16 protein-coding genes are annotated in these 16,996 nt (G+C 42.3%); 13 read left to right on the top strand and 3 right to left on the bottom strand.

Translation table 11 applies throughout. The features are described from left to right. The 4 genes from lacB to I2C87_RS05210 all read left to right on the top strand — a co-directional run. On the top strand, positions 1 to 396 hold a 396-nt coding region (gene lacB, locus I2C87_RS05225; RefSeq protein WP_195324163.1), incomplete at its 5' end, for a galactose-6-phosphate isomerase subunit LacB. A gap of 11 nt (positions 397 to 407) precedes the next feature. Then, positions 408 to 1,337 carry a tagatose-6-phosphate kinase gene (locus I2C87_RS05220; RefSeq protein ID WP_048689159.1) on the top strand — a complete coding sequence of 310 codons (930 nt, stop codon included), beginning with the start codon at positions 408 to 410 and terminating at the stop codon, positions 1,335 to 1,337. A 1-nt stretch (position 1,338) separates the two neighbouring features. Continuing rightward, the gene (gene lacD, locus I2C87_RS05215) at positions 1,339 to 2,319 is read left to right on the top strand and encodes a tagatose-bisphosphate aldolase (RefSeq protein ID WP_129822243.1); all 981 of its coding nucleotides are present in this window, start codon (positions 1,339 to 1,341) and stop codon (positions 2,317 to 2,319) included. 251 nt (positions 2,320 to 2,570) lie between these two features. Further along, positions 2,571 to 3,209: a GNAT family N-acetyltransferase gene (locus tag I2C87_RS05210; protein ID WP_129268762.1), complete on the top strand. Its 639-nt coding sequence runs from the start codon at positions 2,571 to 2,573 to the stop codon at positions 3,207 to 3,209. A 74-nt stretch (positions 3,210 to 3,283) separates the two neighbouring features. Here I2C87_RS05210 and I2C87_RS05205 read toward each other — a convergent pair whose 3' ends face one another. From I2C87_RS05205 to I2C87_RS05195, 3 genes are all read right to left on the bottom strand, one after another. Continuing rightward, positions 3,284 to 3,556 carry a GIY-YIG nuclease family protein gene (locus I2C87_RS05205; protein ID WP_048689170.1) on the bottom strand — a complete coding sequence of 91 codons (273 nt, stop codon included), beginning with the start codon at positions 3,554 to 3,556 and terminating at the stop codon, positions 3,284 to 3,286. After that, positions 3,546 to 4,292, bottom strand: coding sequence for a tRNA1(Val) (adenine(37)-N6)-methyltransferase (locus tag I2C87_RS05200; RefSeq protein ID WP_195324162.1), 747 nt, complete (start codon positions 4,290 to 4,292; stop codon positions 3,546 to 3,548). The genes I2C87_RS05205 and I2C87_RS05200 overlap by 11 nt, the downstream gene beginning before the upstream one ends. Positions 4,293 to 4,390: 98 nt before the next feature. After that, the gene (locus tag I2C87_RS05195; protein ID WP_129268766.1) at positions 4,391 to 6,730 is read right to left on the bottom strand and encodes an HAD-IC family P-type ATPase; all 2,340 of its coding nucleotides are present in this window, start codon (positions 6,728 to 6,730) and stop codon (positions 4,391 to 4,393) included. 137 nt (positions 6,731 to 6,867) lie between these two features. Here I2C87_RS05195 and I2C87_RS05190 point away from each other — a divergent pair, with 137 nt between their 5' ends. The 9 genes from I2C87_RS05190 to I2C87_RS05150 all read left to right on the top strand — a co-directional run bounded on the left by I2C87_RS05190 (position 6,868) and on the right by I2C87_RS05150 (position 16,794). After that, positions 6,868 to 7,611 carry a lysophospholipid acyltransferase family protein gene (locus tag I2C87_RS05190; protein ID WP_195324161.1) on the top strand — a complete coding sequence of 248 codons (744 nt, stop codon included), beginning with the start codon at positions 6,868 to 6,870 and terminating at the stop codon, positions 7,609 to 7,611. Between the two features lie 102 nt (positions 7,612 to 7,713). Further along, positions 7,714 to 8,397 carry a helix-hairpin-helix domain-containing protein gene (locus I2C87_RS05185; RefSeq protein WP_129268770.1) on the top strand — a complete coding sequence of 228 codons (684 nt, stop codon included), beginning with the start codon at positions 7,714 to 7,716 and terminating at the stop codon, positions 8,395 to 8,397. Further along, positions 8,381 to 10,621, top strand: a complete 2,241-nt coding sequence (locus tag I2C87_RS05180; RefSeq protein WP_129822242.1) for a DNA internalization-related competence protein ComEC/Rec2 — start codon at positions 8,381 to 8,383, stop codon at positions 10,619 to 10,621. Before I2C87_RS05185 ends, I2C87_RS05180 begins: the two co-directional genes overlap by 17 nt. A 62-nt stretch (positions 10,622 to 10,683) precedes the next feature. Continuing rightward, positions 10,684 to 11,349 (top strand): DUF805 domain-containing protein, encoded by a 666-nt coding sequence (locus tag I2C87_RS05175; RefSeq protein ID WP_129822241.1) that lies wholly within the window; start codon positions 10,684 to 10,686, stop codon positions 11,347 to 11,349. After that, on the top strand, positions 11,327 to 12,364 hold the full coding sequence (holA, locus tag I2C87_RS05170; RefSeq protein WP_129822351.1) for a DNA polymerase III subunit delta: 1,038 nt from the start codon (positions 11,327 to 11,329) through the stop codon (positions 12,362 to 12,364). Before I2C87_RS05175 ends, holA begins: the two co-directional genes overlap by 23 nt. Positions 12,365 to 12,435: 71 nt before the next feature. Next, entirely contained in the window at positions 12,436 to 13,041 is a 606-nt protein-coding gene (gene sodA / locus I2C87_RS05165) for a superoxide dismutase SodA (RefSeq protein ID WP_129822240.1), read from the top strand. A gap of 254 nt (positions 13,042 to 13,295) precedes the next feature. Further along, positions 13,296 to 14,768: a helicase HerA-like domain-containing protein gene (locus I2C87_RS05160; RefSeq protein WP_195324160.1), complete on the top strand. Its 1,473-nt coding sequence runs from the start codon at positions 13,296 to 13,298 to the stop codon at positions 14,766 to 14,768. Positions 14,769 to 14,910: 142 nt separating this feature from the next. Then, the gene (locus I2C87_RS05155; protein ID WP_129822238.1) at positions 14,911 to 15,963 is read left to right on the top strand and encodes a serine hydrolase; all 1,053 of its coding nucleotides are present in this window, start codon (positions 14,911 to 14,913) and stop codon (positions 15,961 to 15,963) included. 144 nt (positions 15,964 to 16,107) lie between these two features. Further along, a complete protein-coding gene (locus I2C87_RS05150; protein ID WP_129822237.1) occupies positions 16,108 to 16,794 on the top strand; it encodes a Crp/Fnr family transcriptional regulator in 687 nt (228 codons plus the stop codon). Positions 16,795 to 16,996 lie beyond the last annotated feature (202 nt).

The following is a 16,996-nucleotide window of genomic DNA, read 5'->3' as shown; positions in this document are numbered from 1 at the left end:
CACTACCCAATTTTTGGGAAAAAAGTCGGAGAAGCAGTCGCTAGTGGTCAAGCAGATCTTGGAGTATGTATCTGTGGTACTGGTGTTGGAATTAACAACGCTGTTAACAAGGTTCCTGGAATCCGTTCAGCCTTGGTTCGCGACATGACAACTGCTCTTTATGCGAAAGAAGAGTTGAATGCCAACGTGATTGGTTTTGGTGGGAAAGTAACCGGTGAGTTGCTCATGTGTGATATCATTGAAGCTTTCATTCATGCAGAATACAAACCAAGTGAAGAAAACAAGAAATTGATTGCCAAGATTCAACATTTGGAAACCCATAATGATCACCAAGAGGATGCAGACTTCTTTACAGAATTCCTTGAAAAATGGGATCGTGGTGAATACCACGACTAAGAGGTGAGGATATGATCTTAACTGTCACCTTGAATCCTTCCATTGATATTTCTTATCCCTTGGAAGAATTAAAGTTGGATACTGTGAATCGTGTGTCGGAAGTTTCTAAGACGGCTGGTGGGAAAGGGTTAAATGTCACCCGTGTCCTAGCTGAGAGCGGTGAAACAGTTGGAGCAACAGGTTTTGTTGGGGGGACCAATGGTCAATTCATCAAGACCCATCTTCCACGAGATGTCCAATCCTTCTTCTATGATATCCTGGGAGATACGCGGAACTGTATCGCCATCTTGCATGAAGGAAATCAAACAGAAATCTTAGAAGCGGGTCCAGAAATTATCCGGACGGAAGCTTTAGGATTCCTTCATCATTTCAAACTCCTCATGCCGACAGCGGATGTGATTGCTATTTCGGGGAGTCTTCCTACAGGGCTACCAGTGGACTATTATGCGAGCCTAATTGAGATTGCAAAAGAAGCAGGACGCAAGGTTGTACTTGATTCATCAGGCAAATCTTTAGAAGCGGTCCTTCACTCACCATTCAAACCAACGGTGATTAAACCCAATCGCGAAGAATTATCTCAACTCTTAGGACGGGATGTTTCAGCGGATTTTGAGGACTTAAAAGAAGTTTTGAAAGACCCACTGTTTGAAGGAATCGAATGGATTATCGTCTCCTTAGGTGGAGATGGTGCCTTTGCCAAACATGGTGATGTCTTCTATAAAGTAGATATTCCAAAAATTGAAGTGGTTAATCCAGTGGGATCTGGAGATTCAACCGTGGCTGGGATCTCTGCTGCCCTCAGTAGCGGAAAAGATGACGCGGCCCTCTTGACCCATGCTATGGTCTTAGGGATGCTAAATGCCCAAGAAAAGATGACAGGGCATGTCAATATGGCCCACTACGATGATTTGTATCAGAATATAATTGTAAAAGAGGTATAAGATGGTATTAACAGAACAAAAACGCAACTATTTAGAAAAATTGAGCACCAAAGAGGGTGTGATTTCAGCCTTGGCCTTTGACCAACGTGGTGCCTTGAAACGCCTCATGGCTCAGTACCAAGATACAGAACCAACAGTGGCTCAAATGGAAGAATTGAAGGTCTTGGTGGCTGAAGAATTGACACCATTCGCATCTTCTATGCTCTTGGATCCTGAGTATGGACTTCCTGCTACTAAGGTCTTGGATGCAGAAGCAGGTCTCTTGTTGGCTTATGAAAAAACTGGCTACGACACTTCTAGCACCAAGCGTCTGCCAGACTGCCTTAACCTTTGGTCAGCTAAACGCATCAAAGAACAGGGTGCAGATGCAGTGAAATTCTTGCTCTACTATGATGTGGATAGTGCAGAAGAACTTAACCAAGAAAAACAAGCCTACATCGAACGCATTGGTTCAGAATGTGTTGCAGAAGAAATTCCATTCTTCCTTGAAATCTTGGCTTATGATGAAAAAATCGCGGATGCCGGATCTGTAGAATATGCGAAAGTAAAACCTCGTAAGGTCATCGAAGCTATGAAAGTCTTCTCAGACCCACGCTTCAACATCGATGTCTTGAAGGTAGAAGTGCCAGTCAATGTCAAATACGTTGAAGGTTTTGGAGATGGAGAAATCGTTCATAGCCGTGAAGAAGCTGCTGCCTTCTTTAAAGAACAAGAAGAAGCAACTAACCTTCCATACATCTACTTGAGTGCAGGTGTTTCTGCCAAACTTTTCCAAGAAACCCTCGTCTTTGCGCATGAAGCAGGCGCGAACTTCAACGGGGTCCTTTGTGGTCGTGCAACTTGGGCTGGATCTGTAGAAGCCTACATCAAGAATGGCGAAGCAGCAGCTCGTGAATGGCTCCGTACAGAAGGTCGTCGCAACATTGAAGAGCTCAACCAAGTCTTAGACCAAGTCGCAACTTCTTGGAAAGAGCGTATTTAATTTTCTTAGTTCCTAACGTATCAAATAGTCTTTCTAGAAAAATCTAGAAGGACTATTTTTTTGTTTCTATGCAGGAGTAGTTCCGTCATTCATCAAAAATTGGTTCCCAATGTTCATAAATCTGATTAAGCTTTCATTCACTATTCAAATGGCTTCGGATTTGTAAGAATTTATGTGATAATTTCATATTGCAATCGAAAAAAAGAGTATTTTACAGTATAATGGACTTATTAGAATGAAGGAGTTGGCGTATGGAAAGGATCGTATATAGAGAAGCAAGGCTAGATGAGTACAAGCTAATTGGAAAAGTCTGCGCTGATGCTTTTATGAATTATCCATTTTTAACCGTCATTAAAGAAGATTTAAAAAAGCCTGAATACTTTCCGGCCTTTATTGAGCTATTGCATACCTTGTTAGTCAAGCTCTACATCAAAGGGGAAACTTGCCTAGTTGCTGAACGAGATGGAGAAATTATAGCTGTAGGACTCTTGCAACAAAAAGATTTCTCAATGGTCTCTTACCTACTAAATGGAATTTTTAAGTTATTCCGTTACATTAGCCCTTGGAAATTAATGAAATATCTGGACCTGGTGGAGCGTTCGGAGCAACATTTGAAAAAATCCGGAAACTTCGACTGGTATTTAATGATGTTTGCTGTGAGCCCAACTATTCAGGGCCAAGGTGTTGGTAGTCATTTTCTCCAAAACGGGATTGAGCCTTACGTCAAGGCCAAAGGTTGTAAGCGTCTAGGCTTGATTACCAGTACCCAGCAAAATGTCTTTTTCTATGAAAAAAATGAATTCGTTCTATTAGATTCTATGGTGCTTGACTATGGAAAACAAAGTGTTGGAAATTGGGCATTTTTGAAGACCCTTGATGACGAATCCTAGATGATTAAAAAAAGGAGCTCTTGTGGCTCCTTTTAGCATGCAAACAGATGATTGTTAGATCATTTAGGTTACCTCTATTCTGGATCTAGTTTAGATTGTTGATGCTTGATATAGGTCAGTTTTTCCTCTCGGCTCTTCCGTTTAAAGAGTGCTTCGGCTGACATAGCAGCTCTTTTGTCGGGGAAAGACTCTTGGTAGATCAAGGTCACAGGAAGTCTGGGACGTGTATATTTGGCGCCTTTGCCAGCATTGTGGGTTTTGATACGGCGTTCGATATCGGTGGTGTAGCCAGTATAAAGGGTCCCATCTGCACACTGGACTACATACATATAAGCTTTAGTTTCCATAATAAATCTCATGAATCTCCGGCGTATAGCTTCCATCTTCCTCATGGATGAACAGTGGAGGCAGAATTTTTAGACCATCTCGCGATCCATCTTTAATGGCCTCAATGAGAAGCATGTTGGCATCTTTATGGACCTTGGGATAGACAAATTGAATCCGTTTAGGAGGCAGATTGTAGTGTTTCATGGTTTCAATGATATCTAAGAAGCGATCCGGACGATGTACCATGACGAGTCGGCCATTGGACTTGAGAGTCCGTTGGGCCACTTGACAAATTTGGTCCAAATTGGTGGTGATCTCGTGACGAGCTAGCAAATAATGAGGGCTCTCATTTAAATTGGAATGCTCGTCCACTTTAAAGTAGGGAGGATTACAGAGAATAAGGTCGATTTTACTACCAGGGAAATGGTGGGGCAAATTTTTTAAATCATCGGTAATCATGGACATACGGTCGGAGAGGCCATTCAATTGGATGGAACGCTCTGCCATGTCGGCGAGTCTTTCTTGAATCTCCACTCCAACGATGGTTGCTTTGGTGCGCGTGCTAGCGAAGAGTCCGACAGCGCCATTGCCGGCACAAAGATCGACAATCAGACCACGGTTGGGCAACTTAGGAAAACGTGACAAAAGGACACTATCAATAGAATAGCTAAAAACCTCTCTGTTTTGAATGATTTTTACATCACTAGAAAATAGTTGGTTGACGCGTTCGCCGTCTTTTAATTCGATATCGTTCATGGCTCTATTATAGCATGAAAAGAGGGCGGGGAAAAGCATAGAAAGGGATAAGAAAAAATAAGGACAGAACTTTTGTTCCATCCTTATCAAAGAGTTGTTTAATCAAATTCATATTTTTGATAAATGGTCGCCAAGATGAAGATTCCCGTAAAGAGAGCCATCAAGGCAAGGTAGACTGGGAAGGTCACAGCTGTCAATGTTCCGATTTCAATCAGACCTTTCAAGTAAAAGGCAGAGAGATAGAAACCGCAGACAGAGAAGATAATTAAGAGACCTCGCCAGATATTGAGTGGCAAGCAAGCCCGAATAACGGACAAGAAGCCAATAGATCCTAACAAGTAGTAGGAAAGGGTAGACATGTCCAGGCTAGACCAGCCATGATGAGCTCCCCATAAACGAACAAATAAGACGCTAAAGACAACCATCAAGGCATTTGGTAAGGCCAGATGCAAGGAGCGTTTGAGGAAGTGTTTTTCCACTGGCTTAATGTTTCGTTCAAAGGTCAAGACAAATGGAGGGAATCCTTCGACAAACTGGTCAATCAGTGTAATCTGAATCGGAATAAATGGGAAGATCAACAAGTAGTTGATGTCAAATAAAAGGGCACTTGCGATACAAATAATCGCCAGAATGAAGGAGTAGATCGTCTTAATAAAGAAGATAGGAGCGATTCGTCCAATGTTATTGACGACCCGACGACCTTCAAAGAGAATTTCTGGAACATCATTAAAGTCAGAGTTTAACAAGACGAGATTGGCAATTTGACGAGTTGCAGGATCGCCTTCGGCCATCACGATGGAGCAGTCAGCTTCTCGTAAGGCTAGGATATCATTGACCCCGTCCCCTGTCATGGCAGTGGTTCGACCAGCAGCCTTGAGGGTTTGAATCAAGAGTTTCTTTTGATGAGGAGAAACCCGTCCAAAAATGGCTGTACTTTCAGCTAGGTCCACCAACTCATCGTCCTCAATCTTAGAACAGTCAATATAACTTTCGTAGCTTTCAAAACCAGCTTCCTTAGCAATGTAAGAAACAGTGACTGGATTATCACCAGAGATGATTTTGAGATCTACATCTTGGGAGCGAAGATAATCCAAGGTTTCGGCAGCCCCTTCGCGGATTGGATCGAGGATTTCAATGACGGCGATCGCTTCTACATCACTTGGCAAAGTCAAATCATGCATATCAATGGCTTCCACACTGCGAGCTAAGATCAAGACCCGTGATCCATGGGCTTGGGCTTCCAATACCGCTGGAGGATTTTCTTTGAGGAGCATTTCTGGGGCCCCTAAATAAACGGTCCCCAAGTTGGTCAGGGTCATGGCCCCCCATTTTCGATCACTTGAAAATGGAATGATTGATTCTGCTGTATAAGCGTGTTCTAACTCGCCATATGCTTTGCGGATAGCTTGGGCAGTTGGGTTGTTATCCTCAGAATTTTGCATATAGGCAGCGAGAATAACTTCGATAGTTTCTTCAGAAAAGTGTTCAGACAGGGAGTGAATGCCTTTGACGGTCATTTTTCCTTGGGTGATGGTTCCTGTCTTATCCAAACAAAGAGTATCGACACGAGCCAAGGTTTCCACAGAGTACATTTCTTGGACCAAGACCTTGCGCATCCCCAACTTGATCACGGCTGTCAAGAGTGAGGTCACTGTCAGAAGGGCAATCCCTTTTGGCAACATGCCCAGGAGAGCAGTGGAAGAGGTAATCACAGAATCTTTCACTGGAAGCAGTTTAATCAAAAAGGCTTCACAGAAGAGGGCGATTCCAAATGGGATAATAATCTTTCCAGTAAAACTAGAGATTTTTGCGAGATTGTAGAGGATGCGAGAGTTGATGGGTTTGAGAGTTTTCGCCTCAACCATCAATTTATTAGCATAGTTATTGGCCCCCACACGTTTGACACGAGCGTAGACCTGGCCACTCGCTAAGAAGCTACCGGATAGAAGTTCATCTCCCTCTTCCTTGAGAACCAAGTCACTTTCTCCCGTCAGCATGGCTTCGTTGGCTTCAGCAACTCCCTTTTGAACGATGGCATCACTCGGAATTTGGTCTCCAGCAGATAGCTTAATCAGGTCGCCAAGGACGATTTCCTCTGGATCAATGGTTTCCTCTTCCCCGGCTCGGATGACAGTGACGAGCTCCTTACTCATCAAGTTCAATTTATCAATCATCCGTTTAGCGCGGAGCTCTGTAGCAATCCCGGATAAGGCATTAAAGCAGATGACTGCAAAAAAGACCAGATTGCTCCAGGCTTGTACCGCAACCAAAGCGAGGGCAATCACAAAGTTCAAAGCATTAAACAAGGTGAAGACATTGCGCTTGATGATTTGCCAGGTACTGGTACTGGTATTCGCTTTAAATTCGTTGGTTTGGCCACGCTGTATTTTTTTGCGGACCTCTTCATGGGTTAATCCCTTTAATTCATTCATTTCCATAAAAACATCATATCATTTTTTTAAGAAAAAGACTAGATGCAGTCAGTTTGTTGAGTCATCAAGTTTTTGAAAAGATTTGCGGGGAAGAGAAGGATACGGTATAATGGATAAACAAGAGAATTATCAAAGGAGAAAGCATGTTTTATACCTATTTACGTGGCTTAGTGACCTTTATTTTATGGGTTCTGAATGGAAATGCTCATTACCATCATAAGGAACTGATTCCGAGTCAAGAGGAAAATTACATTCTCGTAGCTCCTCATCGAACTTGGTGGGATCCGGTCTACATGGCCTTTGCGACTAAACCCAAGCAATTTATCTTTATGGCTAAGAAGGAACTCTTTACCAATCGGATTTTTGGATGGTGGATTCGCATGTGCGGGGCTTTCCCAATTGACCGTGAAAATCCAGGTACAGCAGCGATTAAATACCCAGTGAATATGCTCAAAAAAAGCAAGCGTTCCTTGATTATGTTTCCAAGTGGAAGTCGCCATTCTCAGGATGTTAAGGGTGGAGTTGCTGTGATTGCCAAGATGGCCAAGGTACGTATTATGCCTGTCACTTATACGGGTCCAATGACTTTGAAAGGACTAGCGACCTGTGAACGGGTTGACATGAACTTTGGGCACCCTATTGATATCTCTGATATTGCAAAAATGAATGATGAGGGAGTGGAAGAAGTTGCAAGACGTATCCAGGCTGAGTTTGATCGCTTAGATGCGGAATCTCAGGCACTCCGCAACGACCGAAAACCTTTTATCTTCATCCGTTTGTTGAAGTTTTTACTGCTGCCATTTGTCTTGGTTGTCGCTTTACTGACCCTCTTGTTTAGTTATATCGCTAGTTTTGTTTGGGATCCGGACAAGCATCGGAAAGACTAAGCAGTAATCTAGATAAAAAGAATGTCAAAAATCATGTGATTTTTGACATTCTTTTTTTATTTCTTCGATTTTTTACGAATAATAAAAATAAAAGGGGTATTTATGGAGACGTGGATTGAGAAGATCAAGGAATATAAACTGTTTTTAGGTTTGGCTGCTGTGGGGCTAGTGATGGGAGGAATATTTCTCTTTTGGCCTAAGCAACCCCCACAAGGACCGGAAACTGTCATTTCTCAGTTAGAAATGGTGGATCAGGAGATTTCCCCTAAGGAAGAGACAAGCCTCCCTTCTAGCTCTCAACAGAGGAGTGAGGAAAAGACGGACTCCTCTCAAGAGAAAATCATGGTGGATGTGAAGGGTGCTGTTAGACAGGCAGGGGTCTACGAACTTCCCGTGGGGAGCCGGGTCTATGATGCTGTCCAAAAAGCAGGAGGGATGACAGACGAAGCCAACAACCAATCCGTCAACTTAGCGCAAAAATTGGAGGATGAGTCCATCGTCTATGTTGCTAAGAATGGAGAGGAGGTAGCGCCTGTTGCGTCCGCATCTGCATCTGCTGGGACGACCGGTGGTGAAAAGCAGTCAAAAGATGGAAAGGTCAATCTCAATACGGCAACAGAAGCGGAACTACAGACGATTTCTGGTATAGGTCAAAAGCGAGCCCAAGATATCATTGCTTATCGTGAGGAAAAAGGAAAATTTCAGTCTGTTGATGAATTGAAAAATGTTTCTGGGATTGGCCAAAAGACGCTAGAAAAGTTAAAAGAGCATGTTACAGTGGATTAGAAGTCTCAACATTCATCCATTTCATCTCACCCTGCCGGTTTTAGCTCTCTATTATTGGATCTACACGGGACACTGGCTCGCTTCGATCTTCCTTCTGGCCTTCTTCATCTTGTTTAGGAGACGCTACGATGGCAAACGATTTCTGTGCCTCCTAGGGTTTCTTTCCCTCTTTGCCCTTTGTTTTGCTTTCCGGATCGAACAGGGAAAACAAGAGTCAAGCGATTATAGGGTCCCAAGGGTCATTCAGCTTTTACCGGATACCATCAAGGTGAATGGAGATGCTTTATCCTTTCGTGCCAAGTCGGGTAGCCGTACTTTTCAGGTTTTCTACCAGCTTCAGTCAGAGGAAGAACAAGCCTATTTTAAACACCTGGATCATGGGCTAGAATTACGGATCAAAGGGGAGTTAGAGACCCCGACAAAACAGCGTAATTTTATGGGTTTTGATTACCAGGCTTATCTGAAAACACAAGGGATTTATCACCTTTTAAAAATCAGCCACATCCTTGAAAAGAGACCTGCTGAGCTTAGAGATTTCATAGGACTGCTGTCTAGTTGGAGGCGAAAGGCCATTGTATGGGTTCACCAGCATTTCCCCCAGCCCATGAGTCACTACATGACAGGTTTGCTTTTTGGTTTTTTAGATGTAGAGTTTGAAGAAATGAGCCAGCTGTATTCGAACTTGGGGATTATCCATCTGTTCGCTTTATCGGGTATGCAGGTTGCCTTCTTCCTAGATGCTTTTCGGCGCTTCTTTCTCCGATTGGGACTGGAGCAGGAAAAGGTTGCCTACCTCCTCTATCCATTTTCGCTTCTTTATGCTGGAATGACAGGCTTTTCGGTTTCGGTCGTTCGAAGCCTCTTACAGAAACTCCTGGCCCAGGCTGGGCTCAAAGGAATGGAAAATATGGGAGTCACTCTCCTTTTATTACTCCTTCTTTTACCGTCCTCCTTGTTGACTGCTGGAGGTCTCTTATCCTGCGCCTACGCCTTTATATTGACTCTAACCTCTTCCGAAGAGGAGAAGGAGGGAATCCGAAAAGTCATCAAGGAGAGTCTAGTGTTAACACTAGGGGTTCTTCCTTTTCTCATTTTTTTCTTTGGAGAATACCAACCCTGGTCCCTTCCTCTAACCTTTATTTTTTCTCTCTTATTTGACCTTCTGTTGTTGCCAGGACTGAGTGTCGTCTTTCTCCTTTCTTTTCTTTATCCCTTGACCTTCTGGAATCCTTTCTTCGTCTGGATGGAAAAAAGTATGGAGTATCTAGCGAGCTTCACTAGTCAATCCTTGGTTTTTGGACAGCCAAGCATCTATTTTTTCATCTTGTTATTGTGCTTGCTAGCTTGCCTCTATGAGATACGAAAGGTTAAGAAGTGGCGATACCTGTTTTTACTCTTAGTATGCTCTGTGTTTGCCATCGTGAAGCATCCTTTAGAAAATGAGATTACCATCATTGATATTGGTCAAGGTGATAGTATTTTGTTGCGTGATTGGCGAGGGAAAACTATCTTAATTGATACAGGAGGAAAAGTGGACTTTGGCCAAAAGGAGGAATGGAAAAAGCGAAGGTCTACTAGCAATGCAGAACGGACCCTACTCCCTTATCTCAAAAGCAGGGGGCTTGACCAGATTGATCATATGATTCTCACGCATACTGACACAGATCACATGGGAGATTTGGAAGTGCTTGCGACTAAGGTTAGGATAAAGGAAATAAATATTTCTAAGGGAAGTTTAAAAAAAGGCTCTTTTGTCCGTCTGCTCAAACGATTGAACTTACCGGTAAAAACGTTGGAGGCTGGTGATCAATTGTCGATCTTTGATGGGCGTGCAGAAGTCCTCTATCCGGTAGAAGTAGGAGATGGGAGTAATAACGATTCCATTGTTCTTTATGGTCGCTTTTATGGGTGGTCCTTCCTTTTTACAGGAGATTTAGAAGAAGAAGGGGAAAAGGCCTTGTTAGCCCGATATCCTCAACTGCGCGTGGATGTCCTAAAAGCAGGCCACCATGGTTCTAAGGGATCTTCTCACCCTGCCTTCTTAGAGAAAATCCAAGCAAAAATTGCCTTGATATCTGCGGGCGAAAAAAATCGTTACCAGCATCCTCATCAGGAAACTTTGGAGCGCTTCAAAGAGTTAAAAATGACTGTTTTTCGTACAGACCAGCAAGGAGCGATTCGTTTTAGAGGGTGGAATCAGTGGACGATTGAAACCGTTCGATAAGAGCTGTTTGATTTCTAGCTTGAAAATTGCTATGATAAAGTCAAGGAAATGAGGTTACAAGTATGAAATCATTACAGTTGTTTTGGATGCAATATGCTGATTTTTCAAGAAAATCAGATAGAAAAGAATTTTGGATTAGCCAAGCCTGGCATTTATTATTTACCAGTCCATTTTGGATTTACCAATTGGTCTTACTCTTTTCAAATTCGAAATCAGAGGAAGACGTGATTCCCTTGACCGGGATGGACGTTTCAGCTTGGTTCAGCATCTTTTTTCTCCTTTATCTCTATCTTATTTTTGTTCCCCAGCAAGCAGTAGTCGTTCGGCGATTGAGAGATGCAGGTTTTCATTGGTCTTTGATTTTCCTATTTCTAGGTCCTATCTTGCTCTACCTTTTATCTCCTATTTCCATTTTTTTAGTCTTAGCTCTTGCAGGCTTGCTCTGCTTGGCTTGTCTCTTGGTCCTTCCAAGTGCTAGACTTGCACAACCGGACCAGAATGCTTCTTCAGGATTTGCTTCGACGAGTCCCGTGGTCTCTTCGCCAAGTATGCCATCCTATTTGATGGATCCCAACAGTTTTTCAGCTATTCCCCAGATTGTTTCGGCTCCACCAACTCCACTAGAGAAAGCACCTCTTGAAAAGAAAATGGAATCGGAACAGATCCAGCATCAGTTTAGAGAGTGGAATGAGGTACCTTCAGAACATGCAGGCTTTACAAACAATTAAAAAAATCAGTGCTGAGAACCTTCCTCCAATCCTGGTTCTATCAGGAGATGACATCGGTCAGTTTGAGTGGATGAAAGAGCAACTTTTTAAGAAAGTTGGCTACGATTCATCTGATTTGAACTATTCCTATTTTGACATGAAGGAAACAGCTTATGCAGAGGTCGAGCTTGACTTGGTCAGCCTTCCATTTTTTGCGGACGAAAAAATAGTGATTTTGGATCATTTTGTCGATGTGACGACCGCAAAAAAAAGATACCTGACGGATGATGAATTGCAGTCCTTTGAAGGATACTTATCGGCACCTTTAGAAACGACTCGCTTGATTGTCATTGCGGAAGGAAAACTGGATAGCAAACGAAGAATTGTCAAGCTCTTAAAAAGGGATGCCCAGTTGCTGGAAGCGACTGAATTAAAAGAGCAGGAGTTGCGTGCCCATTTCACGGAAGAGATCAAGTCTTTGGGACTAGCGATTGATTCACAAGCCTTCGACCAACTTTTGATCAAATCTGGCTTTGATTTTAGTGAGATTCAGAAAAACTTGGAGTTTCTTAAAACCTACAAGGGAGCTTCAAGCATTACCATCTCAGATATAGAAGAGGCTATTCCAAAGACACTCCAGGATAATCTGTTTGATCTGATCCAGATGATCCTAAAGAAAGAAATTGATCCCGCCCGCAGTTTGGTCAAGGACCTTCGGCTGCAAGGAGAGGATGAAATCAAGCTTTTGGCCATTTTATTGAGTCAGTTCCGCATCTACACACAGGTCAAGCTGTTGAAGCAAGAGGGACGAACAGAATCCCAAATCGTTTCAGACCTATCAGAGCTGACCGGTCGCAAAGTAAATCCCTATCAAGTCAAATTTGCCCTAAGAGATAGTAGAGGGATTTCTCTAGCTTATTTGGAGCAGGCGATTTGTCTTTTGATTGATACCGACTTCCAAATGAAATCGGGAACTTATGAGAAAGATTATCTATTTGATTTGGCTGTACTAAAGCTAGCTAACCCATCTGTGTAAGCAGAATAGTTGAATAAATTGGATGATTGCGTTATCATTTTTATATACATAAAGAAATAGAGGTATTTTCCATGGCAATTATTTTACCAGATCTTCCGTACGCATACGATGCATTGGAACCATACATTGATGCTGAAACAATGCACTTGCACCATGATAAACACCATCAAACTTACGTAAACAATGCAAATGCAGCTCTTGAAAAACACCCTGAAATTGGTGAAGACCTTGAAGCTTTGTTGGCAGATGTAGAATCGATCCCAGCTGATATCCGCCAAGCGCTTATCAACAACGGTGGTGGACACTTGAACCACGCGCTTTTCTGGGAATTGATGACTCCTGAACAGACAGCTCCTTCAGCAGAACTTGCAGCAGCAATCGATGAAGCCTTCGGTTCATTCGAAGAATTCCAAGCAGCTTTCACTGCAGCAGCAACCACTCGTTTCGGTTCTGGATGGGCATGGTTGGTTGTGAACAAAGAAGGGAAGCTTGAAGTGACTTCAACAGCTAACCAAGACACACCAATCTCAGAAGGGAAGAAACCAATCTTGGGCTTGGACGTTTGGGAACATGCCTACTATGTGAAATACCGCAACGTTCGTCCTGACTACATCAAAGCTTTCTTCTCAGTGATTAACTGGAACAAAGTAGACGAGCTTTATGCAGCAGCTAAATAAGCTTTCATAATAAAAAAAGTTTGAATCAAGAGGTCACTTAAAGGAGCCCCTCGATTCAGGCTTTTTATTTTTAGAATTACTCAAAGTAGAGTAAAATGATTCTCCTGTTTTGGGAGGGATATTTCTTGCGTTTATACCTGAAAATGATACACTAGAAGAGTATGTGAAAGTGAGGAGAAAGGCTTCCTACATAAGAAAGAAGCCGTGTCACTTTTTCTGAAAAAAACTGTACCTCAACAAAAGGGAGAATGAAAATGATAAGTATTACGATTACAAAAGGAGCAGTGGATACGCCACTTTATCTAAAAATGCTCAACCGCCACGGGTTAATTGCAGGGGCTACTGGTACAGGGAAAACCGTGACCCTAAAAGTCATAACTGAAAAATTAAGTCAGCAAGGGATTCCGGTGTTTCTAGCGGATATCAAGGGAGATCTTTCAGGTCTTGCCAAAGCAGGACAATGGACGCCAAAGATGGAAGAACGCTATAAACTACTTGGTATTACAGATCCTTTTGAACCGCAAGCTTTTCCAGTTCGCTTATGGGATGTCTTTGGTCAAGCAGGACATCCGGTCCGTGCAACGATTGAAGGAATGGGCTCTCTTTTGCTAGCGCGCTTGTTGGACCTCAACGAAACACAAACAGGGATTTTGGCCATCGTCTTTAAATTAGCTAAAGAAAAAAATTGGCCTTTGATTGATCTGAAGGATTTACAGAGTCTTTTGAAGGAAGTCTATGACCATGCTTCAGACTATTCCGCTCAATATGGCAATATCAGTAAACAATCAGTGGGAGCTATTCAACGAAGCTTGTTAGTGCTAGAGCAAGAGGGGGCAGATCAATTCTTCGGAGAGCCAGCCTTGGACCTTCAAGATTTTATGCAATTGGACAGCAGTGGACGAGGATACATCAACATTCTATCAGCGACTCGTCTTTTCAACTCCCCTAAGCTCTATTCAACCTTCCTGATCTGGATGTTGTCTCGTCTGTTCGAGACCTTACCAGAAGTTGGAGATCTAGAAAAACCGAAATTTGTCTTCTTCTTTGATGAAGCCCACCTCTTGTTTAATGATGCGAGCAAGCTCTTCCTGGAAAAAGTTGAGCAAGTCGTTCGCCTTATCCGGTCTAAAGGAGTGGGGATCTACTTTATTACACAGAATCCTCAAGATCTTCCTGAGTCTGTATTGGCTCAGCTTGGGAATCGTGTCCAACATGCCTTGCGTGCCTATACGCCAAAAGAAATGAAGGCCATCAAGGTTGCTGCTCAAAGCTTCCGACCAAACCCAGAATTTGATACGGAAACTGTCTTGACGGAGTTGGGAACAGGGGAAGCTCTCGTTTCCTTCCTAAATGAAAAGGGGCAACCAAGTGTGGTTGAACGCTCCTATATTTTGTCTCCACAATCGAGCTTTGATTTGTTAAACGAGAGTGAACAGTTGGCCTTGATTACCAGCTCTCCTTTCCATCAAAAATATGCTGTTCGAGTAGACAATGAATCAGCTTATGAAAAATTGACTGAAAAATCTGCTAGAGAAGAGAAGGAAAAGGAGCGAGAAGAGGAAGATAAAGCAAGAGTTGCAGAAGAGAAGGCCAGTCAAAAACGGAGTCCGGGCCGTCCGCGGAAATCTAGTTTAGAAAAGGCCAAAGATTCCTTTATCAGTTCCTTGTTCCGTACCATTGCGCGTGAAGTGGCAAAACTGATCATAGGATCCTTTAAGCGGAAATAAGACAGTCAAAAGGGGATGGACTATTAGGAAAATGAAGAAGGATTGATCTGGAAATCGCTAAAAAATTTCTTCTAGAAGAAATCGTTTTCTGATCCGGAAACACCTTGTTATTTTAAAGAGAATCTTTTATAATTAACTTCATATGAAAAAAATATTTAATGTTCGATCGATCATGATTGTGTTGGGAATTTTACTATGTATAGGAGGAGTTGGAGCGTTAACTTACCTCCATCTTTATCAGGCTCCGGCCTCACCGCTTGCTCAAGAGGAAACGACAGCTCAACCAGTTGAGTCCAAGGAAGAGAAGCAGCCTCTCCAACCTCCTCGTGTCAAAACTCCTGAAGAAAAACAAGCTGTCATAGATCAAGATCGTGAAACCATGGAGAATTTAGGTCTTGTCTATGATTATGCCAATAAAGGCTTGGTAGAAGTTGTACAAGACTACATGGCTGAATATGGTATTGATCCTTCCCAAATCACCTTTACCTACAAAAATCCTGCGACAGGCCAACAGTTTTCAATGAATGAGTTGCAGCCGATGACAGCTGGAAGTACCTATAAACTCCCCCTCAATATGTTAGTCGTGGATGAAGTCGATGCAGGGAAATTAAATTTAACGGATGAATTTGATATTACCAATACTTACTACGAGTACCTTGGAGAGCACGATAATTATGTAGCTGCTTTCGGTGGCGCTATGACGATTCCAGATATGCAGCGGTATTCTCTTGTCTATTCAGAAAATACGCCGGCATATGCCTTGGCCGACCGCTTTGGTGGTATGGACAATGTTTACGGGAAGTATGAAAAATATGGGAAATCCCGTGCAGAAATAAAAACCATCAGTCCTGAAAACAAAACGACATCTGATTACTATATTCAAGTCTTAGACTATCTCTGGAATCATAAAGAAAAGTATGCGACCTTGCTAGAATTGATCGGAGAGTCCTTCCCAAATGAATACTACAAACGGTATTTACCAGATTTGATCATTCAGCAAAAACCTGGTTATGTAGCGGAAGCCCTCAATGTCGAAGCCATCGTTTACGAACAAACACCCTACCTCATCTCAATTTTTACAGCTGGTCTAGGGGGAACTACTCCAGAAAGTACGGAGATCAGTGGCTATGGTCTTCATTTACTTGGCCAACTCTGCTATGTGATCAATGAATGGCACCGTGTAAATGTCAATTAACGATTTAGAAGCTTTCCCAAAACAGTTTTGGGAAGGTTTTTTCTATGGAAAATATTGTTTTAATAGCTAAAATCCTGGTGACATTCTTTGAGGTCAGTAAATAAATATGATATAATAACTAAAGAACCTAAAGAAAGAATAGAAATGATTACAAAAGAAGATTATCAGTTGATTCGATCCCATCCAGCTTTCTCAGAAATTCCAGTTGAAAAATTCGATAAATTAGCTGTAGAAATCCATTATAGAGAAATTCCAAAGGGACAGATCCTATTTTTTGCTGGTGATAAGCGCGATCGTATCTTTTTAGTGGTGGAAGGCTATGTCCGCATTGAGGAGTTTGATTCTTCAGACACCTTCTCGTATATGGATTACATTAAAGAAGGAGCTGTCTTCCCATACGGTGGTATGTTTACAGATTCAACTTATCACTATACAGCCACTTCCATGACAACCGTAAAATACTTCAGTATTCCTGTTCAGCTTTATGAGGAAATTGTCCAGTCCAGTATGGAACAAGTTCTCTTCATTACGAGAAAACTTTCAAAAATTTTGGAGTTCCAGGAGTTGCGGCTTCGTAATGTGGTCGCAGCCAGTGCCAGTGATCGTGTGATCCAATCCTTAGCTCTACTCTGTAAGGATTATCAAAAGTTTGGTCCAACCATCCCTTTTCCAATGAGCATGAAAGAGTTGGCTAGATTAGCTGCGACGACGAGGGAAACCGTCAATCAAGTGTTAAAGAAGCTCCTAGAAGAGGAGAGAATCGAGTACAAGCATAAGAGATTAACTTTTCTTGATCTTCCATTCTTTTTAGATAGTTTTGAAGAAGCCTAGTAGGGCTTCTTTTATTTTCTGTCAAAAACGTTAAAAAGTTTCAAAAATCAAATAAAAAAATATTTACTCACAAAAAGAATATATTTAGCAAAATATCCAAAGAAAGCGGTTCATTTTTCATAAAACGAGGGTAATATTTAAAAAAGTGTCAAATTCTTGGCATTCGTAATGGAAGATTGGTTGTGAAAGCGGTACCAATTGG

This window comes from Streptococcus sp. 1001283B150225_161107_H12 (assembly GCF_015552665.1).
GTDB lineage: Bacteria > Bacillota > Bacilli > Lactobacillales > Streptococcaceae > Streptococcus.
The sequence above is the reverse complement of the archived record's forward strand: the minus strand, read 5'-3'. Positions and strand labels throughout refer to the sequence as shown.